Genomic DNA, 26,194 nt, shown 5'->3' with positions numbered 1-26,194 from the left:
GCGGTCCCCGGTCTCCCGGACCTCCGTAGACTGGGCGGCGTGAGTGAGCTCCCGCCCGACAACGGCAACACCCCCGACGGCTCCGAAGGCGACTTCGGCGACCTCGGCGACTTCGAGGACATCGTCGCCGCCGAGACGGACCGCGACCCCGACCTCGCCGTCATCGAGGCCGGCAGCCGCACCCTTCGCACCCAGGGCGGCCCCCCGGAGCCCGACGTCCCCACCCGTCCCGCCGACCCCGAGACCGACAAGGCGCTGCGCGAGGTGGAGACGGAGCTCGCCACCCGCTGGGGCGAGACCAAACTCGAGCCCTCCGTCAGCAGGATCGCCGCGCTGATGGACATCCTGGGCGAGCCCCAGCGCACCTACCCCTCGATCCACCTCACCGGCACCAACGGCAAGACCACCACCGCCCGCATGATCGAGGCCCTCCTCGGCGCCTTCGACCTGCGCACCGGCCGGTACACCAGCCCCCACGTGCAGTCGGTCACCGAACGCATCAGCCTGGACGGCGCCCCGATTTCCGCCGAGCGCTTCGTGGAGACGTACCGGGACCTCAAGCCGTACGTCGAGATGGTCGACGCCGCGCAGGAGTACCGGCTGTCCTTCTTCGAGGTGCTCACCGGCATGGCCTACGCCGCCTTCGCCGACGCCCCCGTCGACGTCGCCGTCGTCGAGGTCGGCATGGGCGGCACCTGGGACGCCACCAACGTCATCGACGGCGACGTCGCGGTCGTCACCCCCATCGACCTGGACCACACCGACCGCCTCGGCTCCACACCCGGCGAGATCGCCGGCGAGAAGTCCGGGATCATCAAGGCGGGCGCCTCGGTGATCATGGCCCAGCAGCCGGTGGACGCGGCCCAGGTGCTGCTGAAGAAGGCGGTCGAGGCGGACGCCACCGTGGCCCGCGAGGGACTGGAGTTCGGCGTCGTCGCCCGGCAGGTCGCCGTCGGCGGACAGCTCCTCACCCTGCGCGGCCTCGGCGGCGAGTACGGCGAGGTGTACCTCCCGCTGCACGGCGCCCATCAGGCGCACAACGCCGCCGTGGCGCTCGCCGCGGTGGAGGCGTTCTTCGGCGTCGGCGCCGAGCGCCCGCAGCCCCTGGACATCGACACCGTCCGCAAGGCCTTCGCCGCGGTCTCCTCCCCGGGCCGCATGGAGGTCGTCCGCCGCTCCCCGACGGTCGTCCTGGACGCCGCCCACAACCCGGCCGGCGCCCGCGTCACCGCCGAGGCGGTGGACGAGGCCTTCGAGTTCAGCAGGCTCATCGGCGTGGTCGGGGCGAGTGCCGGCAAGAACGTCCGCGAGATGTTGGAGGCGTTCGAGCCGATCTTCGCGGAGGTCGTGGTCACGCAGAACTCCACCCACCGCGCGATGCCCGCCGACGACCTGGCCGCGCTCGCCGTCGAGGTCTTCGGCGAGGACCGGGTCCAGGTGGAGCCGCGTCTGCCGGACGCCCTGGAGGCGGCCATCACGCTCGCCGAGGAGGAGAGCGAGTTCGCCGGCGGCGGCGTCCTGGTCACCGGTTCCGTGTACACCGTCGGCGAGGCCCGACTGCTGCTGAAGAGGGGCTGACCGACGTGCGCACCCTGTGTTCCTCGACCCTGCTGGGCGAGTTCTTCGTGATCGGCTTCGCCGGACTGGTCGCGATGAAGGAGCCCGACCTGTCCACGGGGACGGTCTGGACGGTCAGCGGCACCGCCATGGTGCTCTGCCTGCTGCTGTGCGGGGTGCTCACCCGCCCCGGCGGCGTCCAGCTCGGCTGGGCGCTGCAGATCGCGCTGATCGCCTCCGGGTTCTTCGTCCCGACGATGTTCTTCATGGGCGCGGTGTTCGCCGCCCTGTGGTGGGCGTCCGTGCACTACGGACGGAAGATCGACGAGGCGAAGGCCCGCTTCGCGGCCCAGGAGGCAGTGCGGTAGGGCATTGTCGGTGGCGGGTGCTTGAATACGTTCGGCGCCCGGGCCTTCTCCGCCGACGCGGAGGTGATCCCGGCTTTCCCTTGTGCTCGGCCTACTGCTGATCATGTTCCCCGCCGCTGCGGGGCTCTCGGGAGTGGTCCGGGTGCCAACCTCTCTGTTCGACCCGGTAGCCTCTGGCCATCGAACTTCCTGGCCTGCAAGGAGCCGCTCATCATGACCCAGCGCACCCTCGTCCTCCTGAAGCCGGACGCCGTCCGCCGCTCTCTGGTTGGCGAGATCATCAGCCGTATCGAGCGCAAGGCCGGCTGGCGTATCACGGCGCTGGAACAGCGGACTCTGGACCGTGCCATTCTGGAGCAGCACTACGCCGAACACGTCGGTCGTCCCTTCTACGAGCCCCTCGTCGAGTTCATGGCCTCCGGCCCCGTCGTCGCCCTGGTCGTCGAGGGCGAGCGGGTCATCGAGGGGGTCCGGGCGCTGGCCGGTCCCACCGACCCGATCGCCGCCGCCCCCGGCTCCATCCGCGGCGACTACGGCGTCATCGTCCGCGAGAACCTGATCCACGCCTCGGACTCGGAGGACTCCGCCGAGCGCGAGCTGAAGATCTTCTTCCCCGGCCGCTTCTGAGCGAAGAGTCCCGCCGCCCCCCACTCCGCCCGACCCGCCGTGCGGCGGTCCCGGTACGGGCCCGGCCCCTCACCCGGCCCCGACTCGCCGCACGACACGACACCTGACGCCATGTCAGCCGAACGGCCCACATGACGCGGGGCGGCCGCCGCCGAAGCGGCCGTCCGTCCGCATATGCGTGCCGATCGGGGGAACGCGCACCCCCGAACGCCCCTCTCCACAAGCGGGGCGGGGCGTGATCTGCTGACAATGGCGAAGACCCTCGCACGGTGTTCGTGCAGGCGAGACTACGATGTAAGCCTTCACGTCACCGCACCCACTTCGCCGCCCCAACACGAGCCCTCACACGCTTCACTTGGGAAGGCCAGACGAAATCTGATGGGGAACTCAATGTCGTTCATCGGCCGTGACATGGCTGTCGACCTCGGGACCGCCAACACGCTGGTGTACGTCAGGGGTCGCGGAATCGTACTCAACGAACCTTCCGTCGTCGCGATCAACACCAACACCGGTGGCATCCTCGCGGTCGGTGCCGAAGCCAAGAAGATGATCGGCCGCACGCCGGGCAACATCGTCGCCGTGCGTCCGCTGAAGGACGGCGTGATCGCCGACTTCGAGATCACCGAGCGCATGCTCCGCTACTTCATCCTGAAGATCCACAAGCGGCGCTACCTCGCCCGCCCGCGCGTCGTCGTCTGCGTGCCCTCGGGGATCACCGGCGTGGAGCGCCGCGCGGTCATCGAGGCCTCCTCGCAGGCCGGCGCGCGCCAGGTGCACATCATCGAGGAGCCCATGGCCGCCGCCATCGGCTCCGGCCTGCCGGTCCACGAGGCCACGGGCAACATGGTGGTGGACATCGGCGGCGGCACCACGGAGGTCGCGGTCATCTCGCTCGGCGGCATCGTCACCGCCCAGTCCATCCGCGTCGCGGGTGACGAACTGGACAACGCCATCATCCAGTACGTCAAGAAGGAGTACTCCCTCCTCCTCGGCGAGCGGACGGCTGAGCAGATCAAGATCACCATCGGTTCGGCGTACGACCTCGACTCCGACGAGCACACCGAAATCCGTGGCCGCGACCTGGTCTCCGGGCTGCCCAAGACCGTGGTCATCTCCGCGGCCGAGGTGCGCAAGGCCATCGAGGAACCGGTCAACGCGATCGTCGACGCGGTCAAGACGACCCTCGACAAGTGCCCGCCGGAACTGTCCGGCGACATCATGGACCGCGGGATCGTCCTCACCGGCGGCGGCGCCCTGCTGCGCGGCCTCGACGAACGGCTGCGCCGCGAGACGGGCATGCCGATCCACATCGCCGAGGACCCGCTGGACAGCGTCGCCCTCGGATCGGGCAAGTGCGTGGAGGAGTTCGAGGCCCTGCAGCAGGTCCTCGACGCCCAGCCGCGCAGATGACGTAACGCTTCGATTCCGCCGTACGAGAAGCGCCCCTCTCGTACGGCGGATCGGTGCTAGCGGGGCATAAGCTCCCCCATAACGCCCGCGACACCGCGCGTTCCCCCGCTCCGTGAGACAGCACGACCCGTACCCCCTTCGCTTCACCCCCCCCGCACGACCCCCCGCCCCATCCCCCCACCCCCAGCTCCCATTCCGACGAGGAAGGCACGGCCGCCGCACGTGAGGGACACAAAGGAGAGCCGGCTGCTCCTGGTGCTGCTGATCGCCATCGCGTTCGCACTGATCACGGTGGACATCCGGGGCGGTGAGGACTCCCCGGTCGACGGTGCCCGGCAGGCCGCCGCCACGGTGTTCGGGCCGATCGAGAACGGGGTGTCGACCGCCGTCGACCCCGTAGGCAACGCGATCGCCGCGGTCCGCGACTCCGGTGACAGACACGATCGCGTCGCCCGACTCGAGCGCGACAACGCCGCGTTGAAGGCGAAGCTCGGCAGCGACGCCCGCAACCGCAGCCGCCTCGCCCAGCTCGACAAGATGCTGAGCGTCGCCGGCGAGGGCCAGTACGGCATCAAGGGCGCCCAGGTCATCGCCATAGGAGCGGCCCAGGGCTTCTCCTGGACCGTCACCATCGACGTGGGAGCCAACGACGGCATCAAGCGCGACATGACCGTCCTCAACGGTGACGGCCTCGTCGGCCGCGTCACCACCGCCGGGCCGCACACCGCCACCGTGCTGCTCGCGAACGACCCCGACTTCACCGTCGGCACACGTATGGAGGGCAGCGACGAGCTCGGCTTCGCCTCCGGGCAGGGCGACCGCCCCTTCCGGGTGCAGCTCCTCAACGCCAAGGCCGACGTGAAGAAGGGCGACCGGCTCGTCACCTTCGGCTCGCAGGCCGACAAGCCGTTCGTGCCCGGCGTCCCCGTCGGCAAGGTCTCCCGCGTCGACCCCTCGGGCGGTGACCTGACCCGCACGCTCTACGTCGAGCCGTTCGTGTCCTTCACCAAGCTCGACATCGTCGGCGTCGTCGTCGAGGCACCCGGCAAGGACCCGCGCGACACCGTGCTGCCGCCGAAGTCCAAGCCGAAGCCCACGCCGACCGTCACCGTGACCGTGACCCCCTCGGGCGCGGCGCGCGGGGACGAGGAGACGGGCAACGCCGACACCACCGACAACACCGACCGCACTGACGACACCGGCAACGCCGACACCACAGACGACGACACCGGCGGCAACACCGACGCCAACGCCACCGCCGGTGCGCAGCCGACCCCGTAGGAGCCGAACCTGATGCGCCTCAACCGGACGCTGCTCTCCGTCGCCCTCGTGGTCGTCGCCCTGGTGATCCAGGTGAGCGTCCTCGCCCGCCTGCACCTGCCCGGCGCCGTCCCGGACCTCGTCCTGCTCACCGTGCTCGCCCTCGCCCTGGTCTACGGCCACGTCGGCGGCGCCCTCGTCGGCTTCGGCGCCGGACTGCTGTCCGACCTCGCGCCCCCCGCCGACCACGCGGCCGGCCGGTACGCCCTCGTGCTGTGCGTGGTCGGCTACCTCGCCGGGCTCGCCAGACCGGAGAACGGCCGCCTGAAGTCCGCCACCGGGCCCATGGCCGTGGTCGCCGTCGCCGCGATCGGCTCCACCCTGCTGTACGCGGGCGTCGGCGCCCTCGTGGGCGACACCGCCGCCCGCCACGTGGGCCTGACCGGCCTGCTGGTCAGCGCCACCGTCTACGACCTGCTGCTCGCGCCGTTCGTGGTCCCCGGACTGATGGCGCTGGCCCGCCGCGCCGACAACGACCCGCTCGCCGAGACCGGTTCGGGCGTCAAGGCCGCAGACGTCTCCGCCGGCTGGCTCTCCTCCGGCACCGGACTGCGCATCGGCGGCCAGCGCGGCGGCCTCAAGGCCCGCGCCGCCAAGGCCCGGGTGGCCCGCGCCGGACGCATCAAGGGGGTCAAGCGACTGTGAGCACCGACCAGTCCGCCACCGCCGGGACCCGCGGTCACAGGTCCGCACGGTATGACTCGTACACGCACTGAGAGGGGGCGGCAGCACCAGTGACAAACATCCCCGAGACCGGGCGGACCCCACGCGTCCAGATCCGGCTCGTCGTCATCCAGATCCTCGTCCTCTCCCTGCTCGGCACCCTCGGCGGCAGGCTCTGGTACCTCCAGATCCGCGAGGGCTCCGCCTACGCCAAGGAGGCGTCCGGCAACCACGTCCAGCAGGTCGTCCAGCCCGCGGTCCGCGGGTCCATCCTGGACGCCCGCGGAGTGGCCCTCGCCGACAACGAGACCCGGCTCGTGGTCTCCGCCTCCCGCACCGACCTGATGAAGATGGAGGACGACGGCAAGGCCGTCCTCACCAAGCTCGCCGGTGTCCTCGGCATGAAGCCGCAGGAGGTCATGGACAAGGTGCGGCTGTGCGACGCCAAGACGCCGCAGCCCTGCTGGAACGGCTCGCCCTACCAGCCCATCCCCATCACCGACGAGGCCACCGCCAAGCAGGCCCTGCAGATCCGCGAGCGCGCCGAGGACTTCCCCGGCATCACCGCGGAGCCGGAGGCCGTGCGCCGGTACGCCGCCCCGGGCGACGCCAACACCGCCCAGGTCCTCGGCTACCTCTCCCCGGTCACCGACGAGGAGATCACCAAGGCGCAGGACACCGACTCGCCCTATCTGCGCTCCGACCAGGTCGGCCGCTCCGGCATCGAGCGCCAGTACGACAAGCAGCTGCGTGGCAAGGCCGGCGTCACCCGCTACGAGGTCGACAACCTCGGCCGCGTCATCGGCAAGGCCGAGTCCGACAAGGCCCAGGCCGGCTCCAACCTGGTCACCAGCATCGACGCCCGGGTCCAGCGGGTCGCCGAGTACGAACTGGACGCGGCGATGAAGGTCGCCCGCAAGCAGTTCGACAAGATCACCGGCGAGAACTACAAGGCGGACTCCGGCGCCGTCGTCGTCATGGAGGCCAAGACCGGCCGTGTCGTCGCCATGGCCTCCGCACCGACCTACGACCCCAACGTGTGGGTCGGCGGCATCTCCGCCAAGGACTACAGGGCCCTCACCGGGAAGAACTCCGACTACCCGCTGCTGAACAGGGCGACCCAGGGCCAGTCGGCCCCCGGCTCCACCTTCAAGGTGGTCTCCACCGCCGCCGCCGTCGAGGCCGGCTACGACTTCGACGGCGACTACCCCTGCACCAGCTCCTACTCCGTCGGCGGCCAGGTCTTCAAGAACTTCGAGGGCGAGAACTTCGGCAACATCACCCTCGGCCGCGCCCTGGAGGTCTCCTGCGACACCGTCTTCTACGGTCTCGCCGACCGGGAGTGGAAGAGGGACGGCGGCATCAACCCCAAGAAGGGCCAGCCCAAGGACTACTTCTACAAGGCCGCCCACCAGTTCGGCCTCGGCAAGAAGACCGGCATCGACCTGCCCAACGAGGTCACCGGCCGGGTGCCCGACCGCGAGTGGAAGCGGAAGTACTGGGAGGCCAACAAGGCCGCCTGGTGCAAGACCGGCAAGAAGGACGGCAGTTACGTCCAGAAGATCGCGTACGAGAACTGCCTCGAGGGCAACAAGATGCGCGAGGGCGACTCCATCAACTACTCCATCGGCCAGGGCGACACGCTGCTCACCCCGGTCCAGGAGGCCGTGATCTACGGGGCCCTCGCCAACGGCGGCACCATGTACACCCCGACCATCGGCAAGGCGATCGTCAGCGCCGACGGCAAGGAAGTCACCGAGATCAAGCCCAAGCCCTCGGGCCGGCTGCCCGTCAACAGGGCCACCCTCGCCAAGATGGACGAGGCGCTCGCCGGCGTGGCCACCCGCGGCACCGCGGCCTGGAAGTTCCAGGGCTGGCCGCAGGACAAGATCCCGCTGCACGCCAAGACCGGTACCGCGGAGGTCTACGGCAAGCAGACGACCTCCTGGCTGGCCACGTACAGCAAGGACTACACGGTCATCATGACCATCTCGCAGGCCGGTACCGGTTCCGGTGCCTCCGGTGAGGCCGTCCGCAAGATCTACAACTCGCTGTACGGCGTCGACGCCGAGGGCAAGATCGACAAGCGCAAGGCGCTGCTGCCCACCCCGCAGAAGAGCCTGCCCAAGGTCCAGCGCGACGGCACGATCAAGGCCCCCAAGGTCCAGAAGTACGACCCCGAGGCGGACGAGGCCAACCAGGAGACCCCGCAGGGGGGCGCCTCCGAGACGCCGGTGGCGACCACCCCGTCGCCCACCGCCGGCAACCGACAGACACGGCGGCGCCCGGGCCGCCGGGGCGCACGCGGGAGGACGGCATGACAGGGGCCAACAGCTTCTCCGTCTCCGGATACGGGCCCGCGCGGGCCGGCTGGACGCGGGTCTTCGCCCGCGACTCCCTCGCCCGCCGCCTCGACTGGCCGATACTGCTGTGCGCCGTCGCGCTCTCGATGATCGGCTCGCTGCTCGTCTACTCCGCGACCCGCAACCGCACCGAGATCAACCAGGGCGACCCCTACTACTTCCTCCTGCGCCACCTGCTCAACACCGGCATCGGCATCGCCCTGATGATCGGCACGGTCTGGCTGGGCCACCGCACCCTGCGCACCGCCGTGCCGATCCTCTACGGCATTTCGGTCTTCCTGATCCTCATGGTGCTCACCCCGCTCGGCGCCACCGTCAACGGCGCCCACGCGTGGATCGTGATCGGCGGGGGCTTCTCGCTCCAGCCCTCCGAGTTCACCAAGATCACGATCATCCTGGGCATGGCGATGCTGCTCGCCGCCCGCGTCGACGCGGGCGACAAGCCGTACCCCGACCACCGCACGGTCCTGCAGTCCCTCGGCCTGGCCGCCGTCCCGATCGCGATCGTGCTGCTCATGCCCGACCTCGGCTCGGTCATGGTCATGGTCATCATCGTGCTGGGCGTGCTGCTCGCCTCCGGCGCCTCCAACCGCTGGATCTTCGGCCTGATGGGCGTCGGCGCGCTCGGCGCCCTCGCGGTGTGGCAGCTCCACATCCTCGACGAGTACCAGATCAACCGCTTCGCGGCCTTCGCCAACCCCGACCTCGACCCGGCCGGCGTCGGCTACAACACCAACCAGGCCCGCATCGCCATCGGCTCCGGCGGACTGACCGGCTCGGGCCTGTTCCACGGCTCGCAGACCACCGGCCAGTTCGTCCCCGAACAGCAGACCGACTTCGTCTTCACGGTGGCCGGTGAGGAACTCGGCTTCATGGGCGCCGGCGCCATACTGCTGCTGCTCGGCGTGGTCCTGTGGCGCGCCTGCCGCATCGCCCGCGAGACGACGGAGCTCTACGGCACGATCGTCGCCGCCGGCATCATCGCCTGGTTCGCCTTCCAGGCCTTCGAGAACGTGGGCATGACCCTGGGCATCATGCCGGTCGCCGGACTCCCGCTGCCGTTCGTGTCCTACGGGGGCTCGTCGATGTTCGCGGTGTGGATCGCGGTGGGGCTGCTGCAGTCGATCAGGGTGCAGCGGCCGCTGTCGGCGTAGCGGAGCGTCCGGGCGGGGCCGGGGGCCGCGCCCGGTGGCGGGCGAGGCGGGGGGGCGGGGGCACGAATTCCCGCACCCCCGCCCCCGCGTTACGCTGGACGACCACCCGGCTCCGCCGGGGCACACCATCTCCCTCTCTCCGAAGGTAATCGCGCGATGCCAGTCGAGTCGGTCTTCCCACAGCTCGAAGCCTTGCTCCCGCATGTGCAGAAGCCGATCCAGTACGTCGGCGGCGAACTCAACTCCACCGTCAAGAACTGGGACGACTGCGACGTCCACTGGGCCCTGATGTACCCCGACGCCTACGAGGTCGGCCTGCCCAACCAGGGCGTCATGATCCTCTACGAGGTGCTCAACGAGCAGGACGGTGTCCTCGCCGAGCGCACGTACAGCGTGTGGCCGGACCTGGAGGCCCTGATGCGGGAGCATTCCGTCCCGCAGTTCACCGTCGACAGCCACCGCCCGGTGAAGGCGTTCGACGTCTTCGGCCTCTCCTTCTCCACGGAGCTCGGCTACACCAACATGCTCACGGCCCTCGACCTGGCGGGCATCCCGCTGGAGGCGAAGGACCGCACGATCGACGACCCGATCGTCCTGGCCGGCGGCCATGCCGCCTTCAACCCCGAGCCGATCGCCGACTTCATCGACGCGGCCGTCATCGGCGACGGCGAACAGGCCGTCCTCGACATGACCGCCGTCATCCGCGAGTGGAAGGCGGAGGGCCGCCCCGGCGGTCGCGAGGAGGTCCTGTACCGCCTGGCACGGACCGGCGGGGTGTACATCCCGGCGTTCTACGACGTCGAGTACCTCCCCGACGGCCGCATCGCCCGCGTCGTCCCCAACCGCTCGGGCGTTCCGTGGCGGGTGTCCAAGCACACCGTGATGGACCTCGACGAGTGGCCCTACCCCAAGCAGCCGCTGGTCCCGCTCGCGGAGACGGTCCACGAGCGCATGTCGGTGGAGATCTTCCGCGGCTGCACGCGCGGCTGCCGCTTCTGCCAGGCCGGCATGATCACCCGCCCGGTGCGCGAGCGTTCGATCACCGGCATCGGCGAGATGGTGGAGAAGGGCCTGCAGGCCACCGGCTTCGAGGAGGTCGGCCTGCTCTCCCTGTCCTCCGCCGACCACACGGAGATCGGCGACATCGCCAAGGGCCTGGCCGACCGCTACGAGGAGGACAAGGTCGGCCTGTCGCTGCCCTCCACCCGCGTGGACGCGTTCAACATCGACCTGGCCAACGAGCTGACCCGCAACGGCCGCCGCTCGGGCCTGACCTTCGCCCCCGAGGGCGGCTCGGAACGCATCCGCAAGGTCATCAACAAGATGGTCTCGGAGGAGGACCTCATCCGGACCGTCGCCACGGCCTACGGCAACGGCTGGCGGCAGGTGAAGCTGTACTTCATGTGCGGCCTGCCGACCGAGACCGACGAGGACGTCCTGCAGATCGCCGACATGGCCACCCGCGTCATCGCCAAGGGCCGCGAGGTCTCCGGCTCCAACGACATCCGCTGCACCGTCTCGATCGGCGGCTTCGTCCCCAAGCCGCACACCCCCTTCCAGTGGGCGCCGCAGCTCAGCGCCGAGGAGACGGACGCCCGCCTGGCGAAGCTGCGCGACAAGATCCGCGGCGACAAGAAGTACGGCCGCTCCATCGGCTTCCGCTACCACGACGGCAAGCCCGGCATCGTCGAGGGACTCCTCTCCCGCGGCGACCGCCGCCTCGGCGCGGTGATCCGCGCGGTCTACGAGGACGGCGGCCGCTTCGACGGCTGGCGCGAGCACTTCTCCTACGACCGCTGGATGGCCTGCGCCGAGAAGACGCTGCCCGCCGTCGGCGTGGACGTCGACTGGTACACCACCCGCGAGCGCACCTACGAGGAGGTCCTCCCCTGGGACCACCTGGACTCCGGCCTCGACAAGGACTGGCTCTGGGAGGACTGGCAGGACGCCCTCGACGAGACCGAGGTCGACGACTGCCGGTGGACGCCGTGCTTCGACTGCGGGGTGTGCCCCCAGATGGACACCAGTATTCAGATCGGACCGACGGGCAAGAAGCTCCTGCCCCTGACGGTCAAGCAGCCGGCGGGCAGCGCGCACAGCCACTGAGGCGGGTGCGCGGGCGGTCGGTGGCTAGGAGCCGCCGTCCGCCGCCTTCAGCGTCCCGGCCTGAGCGCGCAGCAAATCCTCGGGTACCTCCGGGGAGGCGGTGCCGCCGTCCACCGTCATGGCGTGGAACGCGGCGACGGTGGAGCCGCAGCGGAACATGGTGAGGCGGGACGGGATCCGCATGTCCTTGCCGTCGGACCCGGTGAGGACCTTGGTGTAGCGGAACGAGACCGTGTCGTCGCAGACGCGCGGGGTGTCCGCCGGGCGTACGCCCGTGAGGCGCGCGTCCTTCACGCCCTTCTCGCGGAACGCGGTGCAGACGCGCAGGGCGGCTCGGAGGTCGCCGAGGGTGCGGGTGGCGTCGCCGTGCCGGTAGGACACCAGGGAGAAGGTGGCCGGGCCTTTGCCGGCCTCGGCGGTGCGCCGCACGCTGCCCACCGGCGTGTGCCGGCCGGCGCCGTACAGCGCGCCGTCCACGGGGGCGCAGGCCGCCGGGTCGGTGAGGTCGGCCACGATCGGCCGGGTCACGCCGTTGCCGACGCCCTCCGTGCCGTCCTCGCCGTTCCCGAGTTCCTCGATCCACAGCCCCGGCAGGTCGCCCTTGTCGATGACGGCGGCCTGCAGTTGATGCCGGCTCAGCACCGGGCCGGTCTCCGGGCTCGGCGCGGGTTTCGCCGCCGGGTGCCGTGCGGGGGCCGTGGCGTGGGCGGAGCCGGTGGACCCGGCCCCGCCGCCGCACGCGGCCGTCGCGAGAGCGAGCGTCAGCACGGCCGTGCCTCTTGCCCCTCTTCGGATCGTCGCTCCACGCACTGCCCCACCCCTTGATCGTCGTCGTACGAGGAGGGCAGCGTAAGCGGCTGGTCGGGGCGGCTCACGGGGCGGGTCGGTAGTCGGTGGGGAGCGCTACAGTCGTCCCCATTGGTACGGGTTGCGGGGACGGGGTCGGTGGGGTGTGCCGGCCCTGGGGGAGGGGCCGGTAGGGGATGAGTCGTCGCTCAGGCGGATTGGCGGGGATCTGGGCCGAGGCGCAGCGTCAGCAGCAGCGGGGGCTGGAGGCGCAGCTCAGGCAGCAGCGGGAGGAGGAGCGCAGGCGGCGGGCGTACGAGCGTGAGGTGAACCGCAGCCGGCGCGAGCAGCAGGCGGCGTACCGGCAGCAGCGTGAGGCGGAGGCGCGGCGCCGTACGGAGGAACTGGACGCGCGGGTCGAGGAACTGAGCGGGCTGCTGGTGGCCGGCTGCCGGGCACCGGCGTTCCGCGCGGCGGCGCTGGCCCGCCCGGAGGAGCTGGAGCCGTTCGCGCCGGGGCCGTTGGCCCGACCGGTCGCGATGCCCGATCCGAACCAGTACCAGGCGGGGGCCGGCTGGGGCGCGGGGCGCCGGGCGCAGGCGCAGGCCGAGGCGCGGGCCCGGTTCGAGCACGACTGGCATGCCGCGCAGGCGGCCGAGGCCCAGCGGCAGCGCCAACTGGCGGAGTACCGGCGGCAGTACGACGCGTGGGCGGCGGCCCGGCTCGCCGAGATCCGCGCGCACAACGCGGGGATCGCGCGGATGGGCCAGGCCCTGCGGGCCGCGGACCCGGAGGCCGCTGTGGAGTACTTCTCGGCCGCCCTCTACGCCTCCGCCGTCTGGCCGGAGGGGTTCCCGCGCCGGATCGCGGCGGCGTACGACCCGGCGGCCCGGCAACTGGTGCTCGACTGGGAGCTGCCGCGGTACGACGTCGTCCCCGGGACGAAGCTGGTCCGGTACCTGCCCGGCTCCGACCAGGACAAGGAGACGCCCCGGCCGGTCACCCAGCGCCGGGCACTGTACCGGGAGGTGCTCGCGCGGAGCGCGCTGCTGGTGCTGCACGAGCTGTTCGCGGCGGACGAGTTCGGCGCGCTGGAGTCGGTGGCGTTCAACGGGTTCGTCGACGACCACGATCCAGCGACGGGCCGGCGCACGGAGTTCTTCCTCGTCACGGTGATGGCTCCCCGTTCCCTCTTCGCCGGTCTGCGTCTGGAGCAGGTCAGCCCGGTGGACTGCCTGACGGAGGCGCTGCGGGGGCAGCTCTCGGCCCGCCCCGACCAGTACACCGCCGTACGGCCGGGCCGGCGCCCGGAGGAGGTGGCCGGCGGGGTCGTCACGCACGGCGGGGAGGAGGAGCCGGACCTCTTCGCGATGGACCCGCTGGACTTCGAGGCCCTGGTCGCGGAGCTGTTCCGGGCGATGGGCATGCAGGCGGTCACGACACAGCGCTCGAACGACGGCGGCGTGGACGTCGACGCGCTGGACCCCACACCCATCCGCGGCGGCTCACTGGTGGTGCAGGTCAAGCGGTACCGGAACACGGTCCCGCCGACGGCCGTCCGCGACCTGTACGGCACCGTGCAGTCGCTCGGCGCCAACAAGGGCGTCCTGGTGACGACGTCCGGCTTCGGCCCGGGTTCGCACACCTTCGCCCAGGGCAAGCCGCTGGAGCTGGTCTCCGGTCCCGAACTGGTGGACCTGCTGCACCGGCACGGTCTGCGGGGCCGGCTGGGCGACGGCGGGGGCGGCGGGGGAGCGCGGTCCGCCGGGGCGGTCGGCCGGGTGCCCGCGCCCCGTGACGAGCCCCCGGCATCCGCGCCCGAGGCCGAGGACTACAACGTGCTCGGCATGACCTGGTCGGGGCGTGTCGCCGTGGACGTGTGCGCGCTCGTCTGCCACGGCAACCGGGTGCTGAGCGACGACCACTTCGTCTTCTTCAACAACCCGCGCACCCCGGACGGCACCGTCCGCGCGCTGCCCGCCGGCACCCCGGACCGGGCCGCGCTGCGGGTCGCCTTCGACGCGCTGCCGGAGCCGGCCGACCGGCTCGTGCTGGTCGCCGCGGTCGACCCGGGGGCGGACCCGCACGCGGACCTGTCCGGCTTCCAGGACGCCGGCATCCGCCTGCTGGACCCGGACCGCAGCGAACTGGCCCGCCTGGAGGTCTCCGGCGGCCGGCCCGGCGAGACGGCCCTCACCCTCGGCTCCTTCCGCCGCCGCCCGGGCGGCGACTGGGACTTCGTCCTGGGCGGCAAGGGCTACGAGGGCGGCCTGGAGGATCTGCTGCGGGACTACGGGATCGACGTGGAGTGACGTGCGGATGAGTGGTCCGGCGGGGAAACGGGGGAGTGGGCGTTGAGCGGTGGAGGGGCCTGGGGACCGGGTGGGCACCGGGCGGTGGAGGGGGAGCCCGAGGGACGCGGACCCGCGGTGCGCGAGCCGGTGGCGCCGGGCGGTGAGGGATGTCTCGTCGTGGCCGTGCGGCTGCCGGTGCGGATCGTGGTGTTCGTGCTGGTGGTGCCGCTGCGCCTGGCGTGGGACGCGCTCGCCGCGGGTGGCCGGCTGCTGCACCGCAGTGTGCTGCGTCCGTTGGGGCGGGCCCTGTCGTGGGTGGGGCGGGCGGTGTTCGTGTGGCCGTTCCTCGCCCTGTGGCGGTACGTGCTGGTGCCGGTCGGGGCGGGGCTGGCGTGGTTGGCGAGGACGCTGCTGGTCCTGCCGGCCCGGTGGCTGTACGGCCGTGTCCTCGCGCCGGCCGGGCGCGGGACGGCCCGCGCGCTGCGCGCCCTCGGCGCGGGTACGGCATGGGTGCTGCGGGGTGCCGGGACCGGGCTGCTGTGGGTGCTGGAGGGCATCGGCGCGGGGGTCGCGTGGGTGCTGCGGGGCGTCGGCGCGGGGGTCGCGTGGGTGCTGCGCGGGGTCGGTGCCGGGCTCGTGTGGGTGTACGCGCGGGCGCTGACCCCGTGCGGGCACGCGGTGGCGTGGCTCGTGCGGTGGCTGGTGGTCGTCCCGGCACGGTGGGTGGGCCGGTACCTCCTGCTGCCCGCCGGGCGCGGTCTCGTCCTGGGGGTCCGGGGGACGGGGTGGCTGCTGAGGAAGGCTCTCGCCGGGATCGGGTTCCTCCTGTACTGGACCGGGCGGCTCCTGTTCGTCCTGCCCGCCCGCGCGGTGTGGCGCCGGGTGCTGGTGCCGGCGGGCCGGGCCCTCGCGGCCACCGCCGCCGCCGTGTGGCGGTGGCTGGTGCTGCCGGTGGGGCGCGCCCTCGTCATCGTCGGGCGTGAACTCGCCGCCGCGTTCGGTCACGCCTGGCGCGTCGCGGGACACGTCTCGCTCGCCGTGGGCCGGTTCCTGCGCGCCCTCCTGCGATGGACGGTCGCCGAACCGGCGCGCTGGACCTACCGGCGCGTCCTCACCCCCCTCGGACACCTGGTGCGCGACGGGGTGCTGCGGCCCGCCGCCGAGGCCGCGCGCGGGGCGGGCCGCGTGGTGCGGCACGCCCTCGCCACGGCCCGTGACACCGCCCGGCAGGCCCGCGCCGACCTGCGCCGGGCCCTGTTCGGCGGGCCCGGGAAGCGGCCGGAGGCGGTCCGCCGGGAACCCGGGGCCGGCGAGGCACGTACCCTGGAGAGAAGTACGACCGCTCTCACGAAGGACTAGGACACTGGGCAAGCGACAGCCCGAAGGCCCGCCGCCCGCACCCGCGGTGCAGCGCATCCGACTGCGTTACACCAAGCGCGGCCGCCTCCGGTTCACCAGCCACCGTGACTTCCAGCGCGCCTTCGAGCGTGCCCTGCGCCGCGCCGAGGTACCCATGGCGTACTCCGCGGGGTTCACGCCGCACCCGAAGGTGTCGTACGCCAATGCCGCACCCACCGGCACGGGCAGTGAGGCGGAGTACCTGGAGATCGCGCTCACCGAGCCGCGCGACCCGGAGACCCTGCGCGCGCTCCTCGACGTGTCGCTGCCCACCGGGCTCGACGTGCTCGAGGCGGTGGAGGCCCGCACCCCGGGCCTCGCCGACCGGCTCACGGCCTCCGTGTGGGAGCTGCGCCTGGACGGCGTGGCGCCCGGGGACGCCGAGCGCGCGGTCGCGGCCTTCACCGCGGCCGCGAGCGTCGAGGTCCAGCGCCGTACGAAGAACGGCCTGCGCACCTTCGACGCACGTCCGGCCGTCCTGCGGCTCGAGACGTGTCCTCCGCAGGCCGATAGGCCGAACGACCGGCCCTGTGCGATACTGCGGCTGGTTGTTCGGCACGTGACGCCTGCCGTACGACCCGACGACGTCCTGTCCGGTCTCCGCGCCGTGGCCGACCTGGCGCCGCCGGTCCCCGCAGCGGTGACCAGGCTGGCGCAGGGGCTGCTCGATGAAGAGACCGGCACGGTGACCGACCCGCTCGCGCCCGATCGCGAGGCGATCACGGCCGCCCCGGCCGCTTCAGCGGGGGCCGCCGAAGCCGCCGCGCCGGCGCCGGTGCCGGAAGGTTCCGCGTAGGGACGGACGTCGTAGCGCCGCCCTCGTACTCGGGAGCCACCTGGGTCGGGCAGCGCACCGACCACAAGACTTTCGCCAGGCCGTGCACAAAAAGGGGTACGGAACCGGCGAGACAGGACACAGACAGCTTCCGAGCGGCGCCCGCGCCCCGGACGGCGGCAGGCGCGCATCGCGCGAGCCGCGGACGTCACCGGCACTGCCGGACCAGGCGGGGCGCCCGGAAGCCTGACGGGAGATACGCCCGCATGCTCGAACCGACCGAACCCACCGAGGGTTCCGCAACCACCACCTCCGGCGATTCCGGCAGCCCCAGCGACACACTGCCGCCGCGCCGCCGGCGCCGCGCCGCCTCCCGCCCCGCGGGACCGCCGGCCGCGGGTACGGAGACGGCCGCCGAGGTCACCGAGGCCACGCCGGCCGCCGCGCCCAACGGTGCGGAGGACGAGGCCGAGGAGGCCGCGGACCTCGCCGGCACGGAGACACCCGCGGTGAGCGACGCCGCCGCGGAGGAGACCGCCGCGCCCGAGGCGCCCGCCGAAGCCGCTCCGCCGCGTGCGCGCCGCCGTGCGACCCGCAGGGTGTCCGCACCCTCCGGGGCCCCGGAAGGGGCCGAGGCCGCCGCCGAGACGGTGGTGACACCGCAGGCCGCCGAGGCCGCCGAGTCCGGGGCGAAGGCCGATGCCGACGCCTCCGCCGAGGTCGCTCCGCCGCGTCCGCGCCGCCGTGCGACCCGCCGGGTGACCGCGCCCGCGGCCGCCTCGCAGCCCGCCGCCGAGGTGCCCGCCGACACCGAGGAGACCGCCGCCCCCGCGGCGGCCGTTGCCGACGCCGGGGACGACGCCCCCGCCGAGGCCGCTCCGCCGCGTGCGCGCCGTCGCGCGACCCGCCGGGCGTCCGCGCCCGCCGGTGCCCCGCAGACACCCGCCGCGGACGAGAACGCCGCCGACGAGAACGCCTCCGCCGGGACCCCGGTCACCGCGGAGACGCCCATCGCCGTCGAGGTCCCCGTCGAGGCCGCCCCCGCTCTGCAGCCGGCCGAGAACACCGGCAACGCCCAGAACACCGAGAACGCCGAGAACGCCGAGAACGCCGACGCCGCTCCCCGTCGTGGCCGCCGCCGCGCCACCCGCCGGGTCGCCGCGCCCGCCGGTACCCCCGACGAGCGCGTGGAGGCGCCTGTGACCGCCGAGGACGCGCAGGGCTCCGCCGCGAGCGCCGAGGAGACCGGCGGGACGCCCACCGAGGCACCGGCCGAGACCGCCCGGGCCGGGCGTGGCAGGCGCCGCGCCGCCGCGGCGGAGGCCGCCGAGCCCGAGCCGGGCACGCTGCCCGCGCCCCCCGAGGTCGGCGACGCCCTCGCCGCAGAGGAGAACGGGCCCCGCCGCCGGCGCCGTGCCGTGCGCAAGGCCGCCGGTGGCTTCGCCGCCCCCGCGCAGCCCGCCGGCCGCAGGACGGGAACGGGCGAGGAGCCGGAGGAAGGCTCCCGGCGTCCCCGGCGGCCCGCCGTCGCCGTCTTCCAGGCGCCCGTGTTCACCGAGCCGATGTTCCAGACCCCCGAGCGCGCGGCCGCCGCGGCGGCCGCCGAGGCACGCCAGGAGCAGGAGCAGCCCGCGCAGGCCGCCGAGCCCGTCGCCGAGGAGGAGACCGGCGGTCCGCGCCGCCGCCGTCGCCGTCGTGGCGGTGCCGAGGGCGACGACACGCCGCAGCCCGCCAGGCGCTCCGAGAAGCCCGAGGAGCCGGAGGAGCCCGAAGAGGCCGCCGAGCCGGCCGAGGACTCCGCCGACGGCGAGGACGCGTACGACAACGAGGAGACCGGTTCCCGCCGGCGCCGCCGCCGGGGTGGCCGGCGCCGTCGCCGGGGCGAGGCCGCCGAGGGCGACACGGACGCCCACGAGGGCGACGAGGCCGAGGACGTCGCCGCCGAGCAGGCCGCGGAGGACGCCGAGGACACCGCCGAGCAGACCGCCGAGGACACCGCGGACACCGAGGACGAGGACTCGGAGGACGGCGAGGACGACTCCCGCGGCGACCAGGGCGGCAGCTCCAGCGGTACCCGCCGTCGCCGCCGTCGCCGCCGCCGCGCGGGCGACGGCACCGGCGAGGGCGAGCCGTCCGCCGACGACCCCGAGCGCACGGTCGTCAAGGTCCGCGAGCCCCGCAAGGCCAGCGAGGCCGTCGACGAGGTGCAGTCCATCAAGGGCTCCACCCGGCTGGAGGCCAAGAAGCAGCGCCGCCGCGAGGGCCGCGAGCAGGGCCGCCGGCGCGTCCCGATCATCACCGAGGCCGAGTTCCTGGCCCGCCGCGAGGCCGTCGAGCGCGTGATGGTGGTCCGGCAGAGCGGCGAGCGCACGCAGATCGGCGTCCTCGAGGACAACGTGCTCGTGGAGCACTACGTCAACAAGGAACAGGCCGTCTCGTACGTCGGCAACGTCTACCTCGGCAAGGTGCAGAACGTGCTGCCGTCGATGGAGGCCGCCTTCATCGACATCGGCAAGGGCCGCAACGCCGTGCTCTACGCCGGTGAGGTCAACTTCGGCGCGCTCGGCATGTCGGGCGGGCCGCGCCGCATCGAGTCCGCGCTGAAGTCCGGGCAGTCCGTGCTGGTCCAGGTCACCAAGGACCCGATCGGCCACAAGGGCGCCCGGCTCACCAGCCAGGTCTCCCTGCCCGGCCGCTACCTGGTCTACGTGCCCGAGGGCTCGATGACCGGCATCAGCCGCAAGCTGCCCGACACCGAGCGGGCCCGGCTGAAGAGCATCCTGAAGAAGGTCGTCCCCGAGGACGCGGGCGTCATCGTGCGCACCGCCGCCGAGGGCGCCAGCGAGGACGAGCTGCGCCGCGACGTCGAGCGGCTCCAGGCGCAGTGGGAGGAGATCAAGAAGAAGTCCAAGAACGGCGGCACCGCGCCGACGCTGCTGTACGGCGAGCCGGACATGACCGTCCGCGTCGTGCGGGACATCTTCAACGAGGACTTCTCCAAGGTCGTCGTCAGCGGTGACGAGGCCTGGTCGACCATCCACGGCTACGTCTCCCACGTCGCGCCGGACCTCGCGCCGCGCCTGTCGCGCTGGACCAGCGAGACCGACGTCTTCGCCACGTACCGGATCGACGAGCAGCTCGCCAAGGCGCTGGACCGCAAGGTCTGGCTGCCCAGCGGCGGTTCGCTGGTGATCGACCGGACCGAGGCGATGGTCGTCATCGACGTCAACACCGGCAAGTTCACCGGTCAGGGCGGCAACCTCGAGGAGACCGTCACCAGGAACAACCTGGAGGCGGCCGAGGAGATCGTGCGCCAGCTCCGGCTGCGCGACCTCGGCGGCATCATCGTCATCGACTTCATCGACATGGTGCTGGAGTCCAACCGGGACCTGGTGCTGCGGCGCCTGCTGGAGTGCCTGGGCCGGGACCGGACCAAGCACCAGGTCGCCGAGGTGACCTCGCTGGGCCTGGTGCAGATGACCCGCAAGCGGGTCGGCCAGGGTCTGCTGGAGTCCTTCTCCGAGACCTGTGTGCACTGCAACGGGCGCGGGGTCATCGTGCACCTCGACCAGCCGAGCGCCTCCGGCGGTGGCGGCGGCAAGCGCCGCAAGCGCGGCCGCGGCGGTGCCGACCAGCCGCACGAGCACGAGACGCACGACACGCACGAGCACGAGCACGAGACGCACGCGGCGGCGGTGGCCACCGCCGTCGAGGAGGCCGAGCCGGAGCGCCGGCAGCCGGCCGCCGAGGTCCCGGAGGCCTTCGCGCCCGACGAGGAGCTGTACAGCAGCGTCGCCGAGGCGGAGGCCGCGGCCACCCGGGGTCGTTCCCGGCGCCGGGCGACCCGCCGGTCCTCCGCCCCCGCGGGCGCCCCGAAGCGGGCCGAGGCCGAGGTGCCCACGGCGCAGGAGGTCACCGTCGAGGAGGAGACCGCGCGTCCGGTGCGCCCGGAGCCGGCCGAGGCCGCGCAGGCCGAGCCCGCCGCCGCCGAGGATCCGGTGGTCGAAGCCCCCGAGGAGGCCGCACCGGCCGCGCCCAAGGGCCGTACCCGCCGCCGGGCGGTGCGCAAGGTCTCGGCGCCGGTGACCGCCCCCGAGGAGGCCGTGGTGACGGTCGCCGAGCCGGCGCCCGCGCCGACGGAGGCGCCCGAGCAGGCGGCGCCCGAGGAGACGGCGGCCCAGCCGGCCGAACAGCCGGAGCCGGCCGCCGAGAGCGCCGCCCCGGCCCGTCCGCGCCGCCGTGCCGTCCGCAAGGCCACCGCGCCGACCTCGTCCGAGGACGCGGCCGTCGTGGTCGTGCCCTCCGCCGAGACCCCGGCGGAGCCGGCGCCCGTCACGGTGCCGGAGCCGTCCGGCGAGGCGGTGGAGGCCGCGGAGGGGGCCGAGGAGTCGGCCCCGGCCAAGAAGGCGGCCCGCAAGACCGCCAAGAAGGCCACGGCGAAGAAGGCCGCCACGAAGAAGACGACGGCCAAGAAGACCGCCGCGAAGAAGACCGCCGCCAAGAAGACGACGACGAAGAAGGCGACGGCCAAGAAGGCGACGGCGAAGAAGACGGCCGCGGCGACCGAGCCGGGCCGGCCGACGGTGACGGCGTCCACGGACGACTGACCCGAGCAGGCAGCAGGACGGTGGCCCACCCGCGGCGCGCGGGTGGGCCACCGCCGTACGGGGCCCGAGGGGCTCGGTTTGACCCTGTCGGAAGCGCCCCGTAACCTTGACCGTCGGCGTGTCGAGTGACACGCCACATCCCCGTAAACCCTTTTCCTCCGGGACACCGCGTGTGCCGGAGAGGCGGCCCGTGTTGCCGGGCGGCTGGACTGCGGGGGTGCCGTTCCCGAGCGTAGAGAGTGAGATCCGCGTGTACGCCATCGTGCGCAGCGGTGGTCGCCAGCACAAGGTTGCTGTCGGCGACATCGTTGAGGTTGACAAGATTTCCACTGCCAAGGTGGGCGACACGGTCGAGCTCTCGACCCTGCTCGTCGTCGACGGCGACGCTGTGACCAGCGACCCGTGGGTGCTGGCCGGCATCAAGGTCCAGGCCGAGGTCGTGGACCACCACAAGGGCCAGAAGATCGACATTCTGCGCTACAAGAACAAGACCGGCTACCGCCGTCGTCAGGGCCACCGCCAGCAGTACACGGCGATCAAGGTCACTGAGATCCCCGCGGCTGCGAAGTAAGGGACTGAGAACAGATGGCACACAAGAAGGGCGCATCGTCCACCCGGAACGGTCGCGACTCCAACGCCCAGCGGCTCGGCGTGAAGCGCTTCGGCGGCCAGGTCGTGAACGCCGGTGAGATCATCGTCCGCCAGCGCGGCACCCACTTCCACCCGGGCTCCGGCGTCGGCCGCGGCGGCGACGACACGCTGTTCGCGCTGCAGGCCGGTGCGGTGGAGTTCGGCACCAGCCGTGGCCGCAAGGTCGTGAACATCGTCCCGGTCGGCTGACCGGACGTCTTCCGAGAGGCGGACCTCACTTCCCGGTCGGGAAGGCGGGTCCGCCTTTCGCGTGTTGAAGAGCACAGCGGGTGCACCATGACCGGGCGCACCACGGCATGCACAGGCATGCACCGGCATTTGTACGTATGACCGCGGCGCTCCCGCCGCTCACTGGAGGCACCGAACCATGACCACCTTCGTGGACCGCGTCGAGCTGCACGTCGCCGCGGGTAACGGGGGCCACGGCTGTGCCTCCGTCCACCGTGAGAAGTTCAAGCCGCTCGGCGGCCCGGACGGCGGCAACGGCGGCCGGGGCGGCGATGTGATCCTCACCGTCGACCAGTCCGTGACCACGCTGCTCGACTACCACCACTCCCCGCACCGCAAGGCGACCAACGGCAAGCCCGGCGAGGGCGGCAACCGCAGCGGCAAGGACGGCCAGGACCTCGTCCTGCCGGTCCCCGACGGCACCGTGGTGCTCGACCGGGCGGGCAACGTCCTCGCCGACCTCGTCGGCCACGGCACCTCCTACGTGGCCGCCCAGGGCGGCCGGGGCGGCCTCGGCAACGCGGCGCTCGCCTCCGCCCGCCGCAAGGCGCCCGGCTTCGCGCTGCTCGGCGTCCCGGGCGACCTCCAGGACATCGTCCTGGAGCTGAAGACCGTCGCCGACGTGGCGCTGGTCGGCTACCCGAGTGCCGGCAAGTCCTCGCTGATCTCGGTGATGAGCGCGGCCAAGCCGAAGATCGCGGACTATCCCTTCACCACCCTCGTCCCGAACCTGGGCGTGGTCACGGCGGGCTCCACCGTCTACACCGTCGCCGACGTGCCGGGGCTCATCCCGGGCGCCAGCCAGGGCAAGGGGCTCGGCCTGGAGTTCCTGCGCCACGTGGAGCGGTGCAGTGTGCTGGTCCACGTGCTGGACACCGCGACGCTGGAGTCCGAGCGCGACCCGATCTCCGACCTGGACATCATCGAGGCGGAGCTGCGCGAGTACGGCGGCCTGGACGACCGGCCCCGGATCGTCGTCCTCAACAAGATCGACGTGCCCGACGGCAGGGACCTCGCCGAGATGGTGCGGCCGGACCTCGAGGCGCGTGGTTACCGCGTCTTCGAGGTGTCCGCGGTCGCCCACATCGGCCTGAGGGAGCTGTCCTTCGCGCTGGCGGAGCTGGTCGCGCAGGCGCGGGCGGCCAGGCCGAAGGAGGAGGCGACCCGCATCGTCATCCGGCCCAAGGCCGTCGACGACTCGGGCTTCACCGTCACCCAGGAGGAGGCCGAGGGCGAGCCGCTGTTCCGGGTGCGGGGCGAGAAGCCCGAGCGCTGGGTGCGGCAGACCGACTTCAGCAACGACGAGGCCGTCGGCTACCTCGCCGACCGGCTGAACCGGCTCGGTGTGGAGGAGGCGCTGATGAAGGCGGGCGCCCGCACGGGCGACGGCGTCGCCATCGGCCCCGAGGACAACGCGGTCGTCTTCGACTGGGAGCCGACCGTGATGGCCGGCGCGGAGATGCTGGGCCGGCGCGGCGAGGACCACCGCTTCGAGGCGCCCCGCCCGGCGGCGCAGCGCAGGCGGGACCGTGACGCGGAGCGGGACGAGTCGCTGCGCGAGTACGACGACTTCGAGCCGTTCTAGGACCGAGAAGCACCGGGTGAGCAGAAGCACCGGGTGACCGAGAAGTACCGAGTGACCGAGAAGCACCGAGTACACGAGGAAGGGCCCCGGGATCTCCCGGGGCCCTTCCTCGTGTCCTTCTCCGTGCTCAGGCGGTGACGGAGTCCTCCGTGCCCGCCGCGTCCGCCTCGATCGCCAGCTCCTCCGGAGCCTCCTCGGCGGCACCGCGCGGGGCCGGGATCTCGGAGCCCGTGCGGGACTCCATCCGCGCCCGCCGCTCGTCGGCGCGCTCGCACAGCGCCCGCACCGCCTCGTTGAAGCGGACCAGCGAGGGCGGCTCCGAGGGGCCGAGGAGCTGCACCTTCAGCTCCGCGCGGGCCGCCGTGAACGCGTCCTTCTCCGGGTGCCGCACCGACTCGAGGAGCCCCTTGACACCGCCCGCCTTCGGCGTGAGCACCACACCCGCGGACACGGTCGGGAACGCCTCACGGAAGGCCTCCTCGGAGAGCCCCGAGGTGTTCGCGACCGCGTACGGCTTCTCGCTGGACAGCCAGTCCGAGACCACCGAGGACACGTCGCTGATGAGCAGGTCCGCCTCGTTGAAGCAGGCGAAGATGCCCGGCCGGGCGTCGGTGATGATCTGGTGCTCCCACTGCGGGAAGGAGGCCCAGTAGGCCCGCTCCCAGGCCGCCGTCGCCTCGGCGATGAGCGCCTCGCGCCGCCCGTCCGGCCGGCCCTGGATCAGCATCCGCTCCATCTCGTCGGCGCTCACGCGGAAGTCCGTGGAGGTCAGCCGGTCCAGTTCGGCGGTGCGGCGGGCCAGCTCGGCGGCGGCCTCGGGACCCGGCCGGGCCCCCGACCGCTTCGCGTTCGCTTCGGTGATCATGGCCTTGATGCGCTCGTTCGCCCGGCCGGCCCGCGGGTCGACGGAACCGGTCATCGGGTGCGGCTTGTACAGCAGGCGCACGCTGTCGTCGGCGAGGAGCTTGCGGACGACGTTCTCCCCGGCCAGGACCACGGAGGTGTTGCCGGGGTTGCCGTCCCAGCCCTCCCAGGTGGGGGCGTACAGCACGGTGGTGTACGTGCCGGTCGGCGGACCGGCGTAGGGGCGGATCGGCGCGAGCTGAGGCCGGCCGACCTCCACGATGTCCTTGTCCTCCACGCCGACCTCGGCCAGCGCGTACCGCTCGCGGGCGGCGGGACCGGCGACCCAGACCTCGTCGTAGGCCTTGGCGTAGGGGTTGCAGGAGGAGAGCTTGTCGCTCTCGCCGTGGTTGATGAAGGCGTGCTTGATCGTGGGGATGCGCAGCACCTGGGAGGTCTTCGCCGCGTTGGCGGGGTGCAGCATCATCTTCAGCGTCGAGTTCTCCAGCGAGAACATCGTGGAGACCTTCGGGAAGCAGATCACCGGCACGTCGGTGGCGTCGATCTTCTGCACCATGAAGCGCTCGCGCAGCACGATCAGCGGCCGGCCGTCGAGCTGCGAGAGCGTGGAGAGCCACATGTTCGCCTGGTAGGCCGAGGTCGTACCGCCGGAGAAGTACATCGCGACGGTGGGCCGGTACTCGGCCAGCCAGCCGTCCAGCCACTCCATGACCTGCTGCTCCGTCTTCGCGCGCTTGCCCTTGAGCAGCCAGGTGCCCAGGTACGCGGTGCCGCCGAGGGCCAGCGCGAGGGCGGCGCCGACGCCGATGCCGCCCCACAGGCCGTCCTTGGTGGCCGCGGTGGCCAGCAGTCCGGCGGTGGCCGGGACGGAGAGGGCGAGCAGGCGGTGACCGGGGCGGCGGGCCAGGATGCGCGGCGGGGCCTTGGTCAGGCGCAGCGCGGAGGCGTCGATGTTGCGGGTGACGATCGGCAGCGTGCGGGTGCGGCGGACCAGGACGGCGACCGCCTGGCAGCAGAAGTGCAGCGCGTAGCAGGCGCACAGGGCGACCGTCAGGGGCGCCTGCTCGTGGAGCGGCTCGATGCCGTCGATCCGCAGGAGCCCCACCAGGACGAGCATGTCGCGCAGCAGCTGGCGGACGGTGACGTCGAAGCGCACCTTGCCGAGCAGCGCGAGGAGGCCGGGGTCGCGGTACTGGAAGTACAGGTCCAGGGCGAGTCCGGCCGCGCTCACGGCGACGAGGACCGGGACGTTCGGGAGCAGCGCGGTGATGATCTGGGCCGTGAAGAGCGCGAACATCGCGCACAGTGTGGCCACCTGCACGAGACGGCGGGTGGCAGGACCTGCGGAGGGCACGGGCTGGGCTCCTGCGGAGGGAAATGCGGCGGATGGGGGGAAGGCATGGGGGGTGACGGCCAGCCCCTCGCGAGCACCCGAACA

Annotated in this window: 18 protein-coding genes; 16 read left to right on the top strand and 2 right to left on the bottom strand. The window is 72.6% G+C overall.

The genetic code is table 11. From position 1 onward, the window contains the following. Nucleotides 1-39 precede the first annotated feature (39 nt). From folC to OHB09_RS10585, 9 genes are all read left to right on the top strand, one after another. Complete coding sequence (gene folC / locus OHB09_RS10625) at nt 40-1,578, top strand: bifunctional tetrahydrofolate synthase/dihydrofolate synthase (protein ID WP_328921883.1); 1,539 nt, start codon at nt 40-42, stop codon at nt 1,576-1,578. Between the two features lie 5 nt (nt 1,579-1,583). Then, nucleotides 1,584-1,925, top strand: a complete 342-nt coding sequence (locus tag OHB09_RS10620; protein WP_191853057.1) for a DUF4233 domain-containing protein — start codon at nt 1,584-1,586, stop codon at nt 1,923-1,925. Between the two features lie 213 nt (nt 1,926-2,138). Then, on the top strand, nt 2,139-2,552 hold the full coding sequence (gene ndk / locus OHB09_RS10615) for a nucleoside-diphosphate kinase (protein ID WP_191853056.1): 414 nt from the start codon (nt 2,139-2,141) through the stop codon (nt 2,550-2,552). 390 nt (nt 2,553-2,942) lie between these two features. Next, nucleotides 2,943-3,962: a rod shape-determining protein gene (locus tag OHB09_RS10610; protein WP_006137364.1), complete on the top strand. Its 1,020-nt coding sequence runs from the start codon at nt 2,943-2,945 to the stop codon at nt 3,960-3,962. Nucleotides 3,963-4,184: 222 nt separating this feature from the next. After that, the gene (mreC, locus tag OHB09_RS10605; protein ID WP_234527306.1) at nt 4,185-5,243 is read left to right on the top strand and encodes a rod shape-determining protein MreC; all 1,059 of its coding nucleotides are present in this window, start codon (nt 4,185-4,187) and stop codon (nt 5,241-5,243) included. Nucleotides 5,244-5,255: 12 nt separating this feature from the next. Further along, nucleotides 5,256-5,927: a rod shape-determining protein MreD gene (gene mreD / locus OHB09_RS10600; protein WP_006137366.1), complete on the top strand. Its 672-nt coding sequence runs from the start codon at nt 5,256-5,258 to the stop codon at nt 5,925-5,927. Between the two features lie 89 nt (nt 5,928-6,016). After that, nucleotides 6,017-8,266: a penicillin-binding protein 2 gene (mrdA, locus tag OHB09_RS10595; RefSeq protein WP_093589368.1), complete on the top strand. Its 2,250-nt coding sequence runs from the start codon at nt 6,017-6,019 to the stop codon at nt 8,264-8,266. Then, nucleotides 8,263-9,462, top strand: a complete 1,200-nt coding sequence (gene rodA, locus OHB09_RS10590) for a rod shape-determining protein RodA (protein WP_006137369.1) — start codon at nt 8,263-8,265, stop codon at nt 9,460-9,462. Before mrdA ends, rodA begins: the two co-directional genes overlap by 4 nt. A gap of 156 nt (nt 9,463-9,618) precedes the next feature. Then, nucleotides 9,619-11,568 (top strand): TIGR03960 family B12-binding radical SAM protein, encoded by a 1,950-nt coding sequence (locus OHB09_RS10585; protein WP_093589371.1) that lies wholly within the window; start codon nt 9,619-9,621, stop codon nt 11,566-11,568. A gap of 24 nt (nt 11,569-11,592) precedes the next feature. On the opposite strand, the gene OHB09_RS10580 is transcribed toward OHB09_RS10585, so the two are convergent. Beyond that, complete coding sequence (locus OHB09_RS10580) at nt 11,593-12,336, bottom strand: hypothetical protein (protein ID WP_234527291.1); 744 nt, start codon at nt 12,334-12,336, stop codon at nt 11,593-11,595. Nucleotides 12,337-12,551: 215 nt separating this feature from the next. Here OHB09_RS10580 and OHB09_RS10575 point away from each other — a divergent pair, with 215 nt between their 5' ends. From OHB09_RS10575 to obgE, 7 genes are all read left to right on the top strand, one after another. Next, the gene (locus OHB09_RS10575) at nt 12,552-14,666 is read left to right on the top strand and encodes a restriction endonuclease (RefSeq protein ID WP_328921882.1); all 2,115 of its coding nucleotides are present in this window, start codon (nt 12,552-12,554) and stop codon (nt 14,664-14,666) included. A gap of 117 nt (nt 14,667-14,783) precedes the next feature. Then, complete coding sequence (locus tag OHB09_RS10570) at nt 14,784-16,007, top strand: hypothetical protein (RefSeq protein WP_328921881.1); 1,224 nt, start codon at nt 14,784-14,786, stop codon at nt 16,005-16,007. A 46-nt stretch (nt 16,008-16,053) separates the two neighbouring features. Next, nucleotides 16,054-16,842 (top strand): TIGR03936 family radical SAM-associated protein, encoded by a 789-nt coding sequence (locus OHB09_RS10565; RefSeq protein ID WP_006137392.1) that lies wholly within the window; start codon nt 16,054-16,056, stop codon nt 16,840-16,842. A 245-nt stretch (nt 16,843-17,087) separates the two neighbouring features. Continuing rightward, complete coding sequence (locus OHB09_RS10560) at nt 17,088-21,428, top strand: Rne/Rng family ribonuclease (protein WP_328921880.1); 4,341 nt, start codon at nt 17,088-17,090, stop codon at nt 21,426-21,428. A gap of 250 nt (nt 21,429-21,678) precedes the next feature. Beyond that, a complete protein-coding gene (gene rplU, locus OHB09_RS10555; RefSeq protein ID WP_004931419.1) occupies nt 21,679-21,999 on the top strand; it encodes a 50S ribosomal protein L21 in 321 nt (106 codons plus the stop codon). A gap of 14 nt (nt 22,000-22,013) precedes the next feature. Then, nucleotides 22,014-22,268 (top strand): 50S ribosomal protein L27, encoded by a 255-nt coding sequence (rpmA, locus tag OHB09_RS10550; RefSeq protein ID WP_006137396.1) that lies wholly within the window; start codon nt 22,014-22,016, stop codon nt 22,266-22,268. Nucleotides 22,269-22,446: 178 nt separating this feature from the next. Further along, nucleotides 22,447-23,892, top strand: coding sequence for a GTPase ObgE (gene obgE / locus OHB09_RS10545; protein ID WP_234528556.1), 1,446 nt, complete (start codon nt 22,447-22,449; stop codon nt 23,890-23,892). A gap of 127 nt (nt 23,893-24,019) precedes the next feature. Here the strand turns inward: obgE and OHB09_RS10540 are convergent, their stop codons facing one another. Next, nucleotides 24,020-26,110 (bottom strand): hypothetical protein, encoded by a 2,091-nt coding sequence (locus OHB09_RS10540; protein WP_006137400.1) that lies wholly within the window; start codon nt 26,108-26,110, stop codon nt 24,020-24,022. Between the last annotated feature and the right edge of the window lie 84 nt (nt 26,111-26,194).

Origin of the sequence: Streptomyces griseoaurantiacus (assembly GCF_036189845.1) — a bacterium.
Taxonomy (GTDB): domain Bacteria; phylum Actinomycetota; class Actinomycetes; order Streptomycetales; family Streptomycetaceae; genus Streptomyces; species Streptomyces griseoaurantiacus.
Note: the sequence above shows the minus strand (reverse complement) of the source record. Positions and strands in the feature narration are given on the sequence as shown.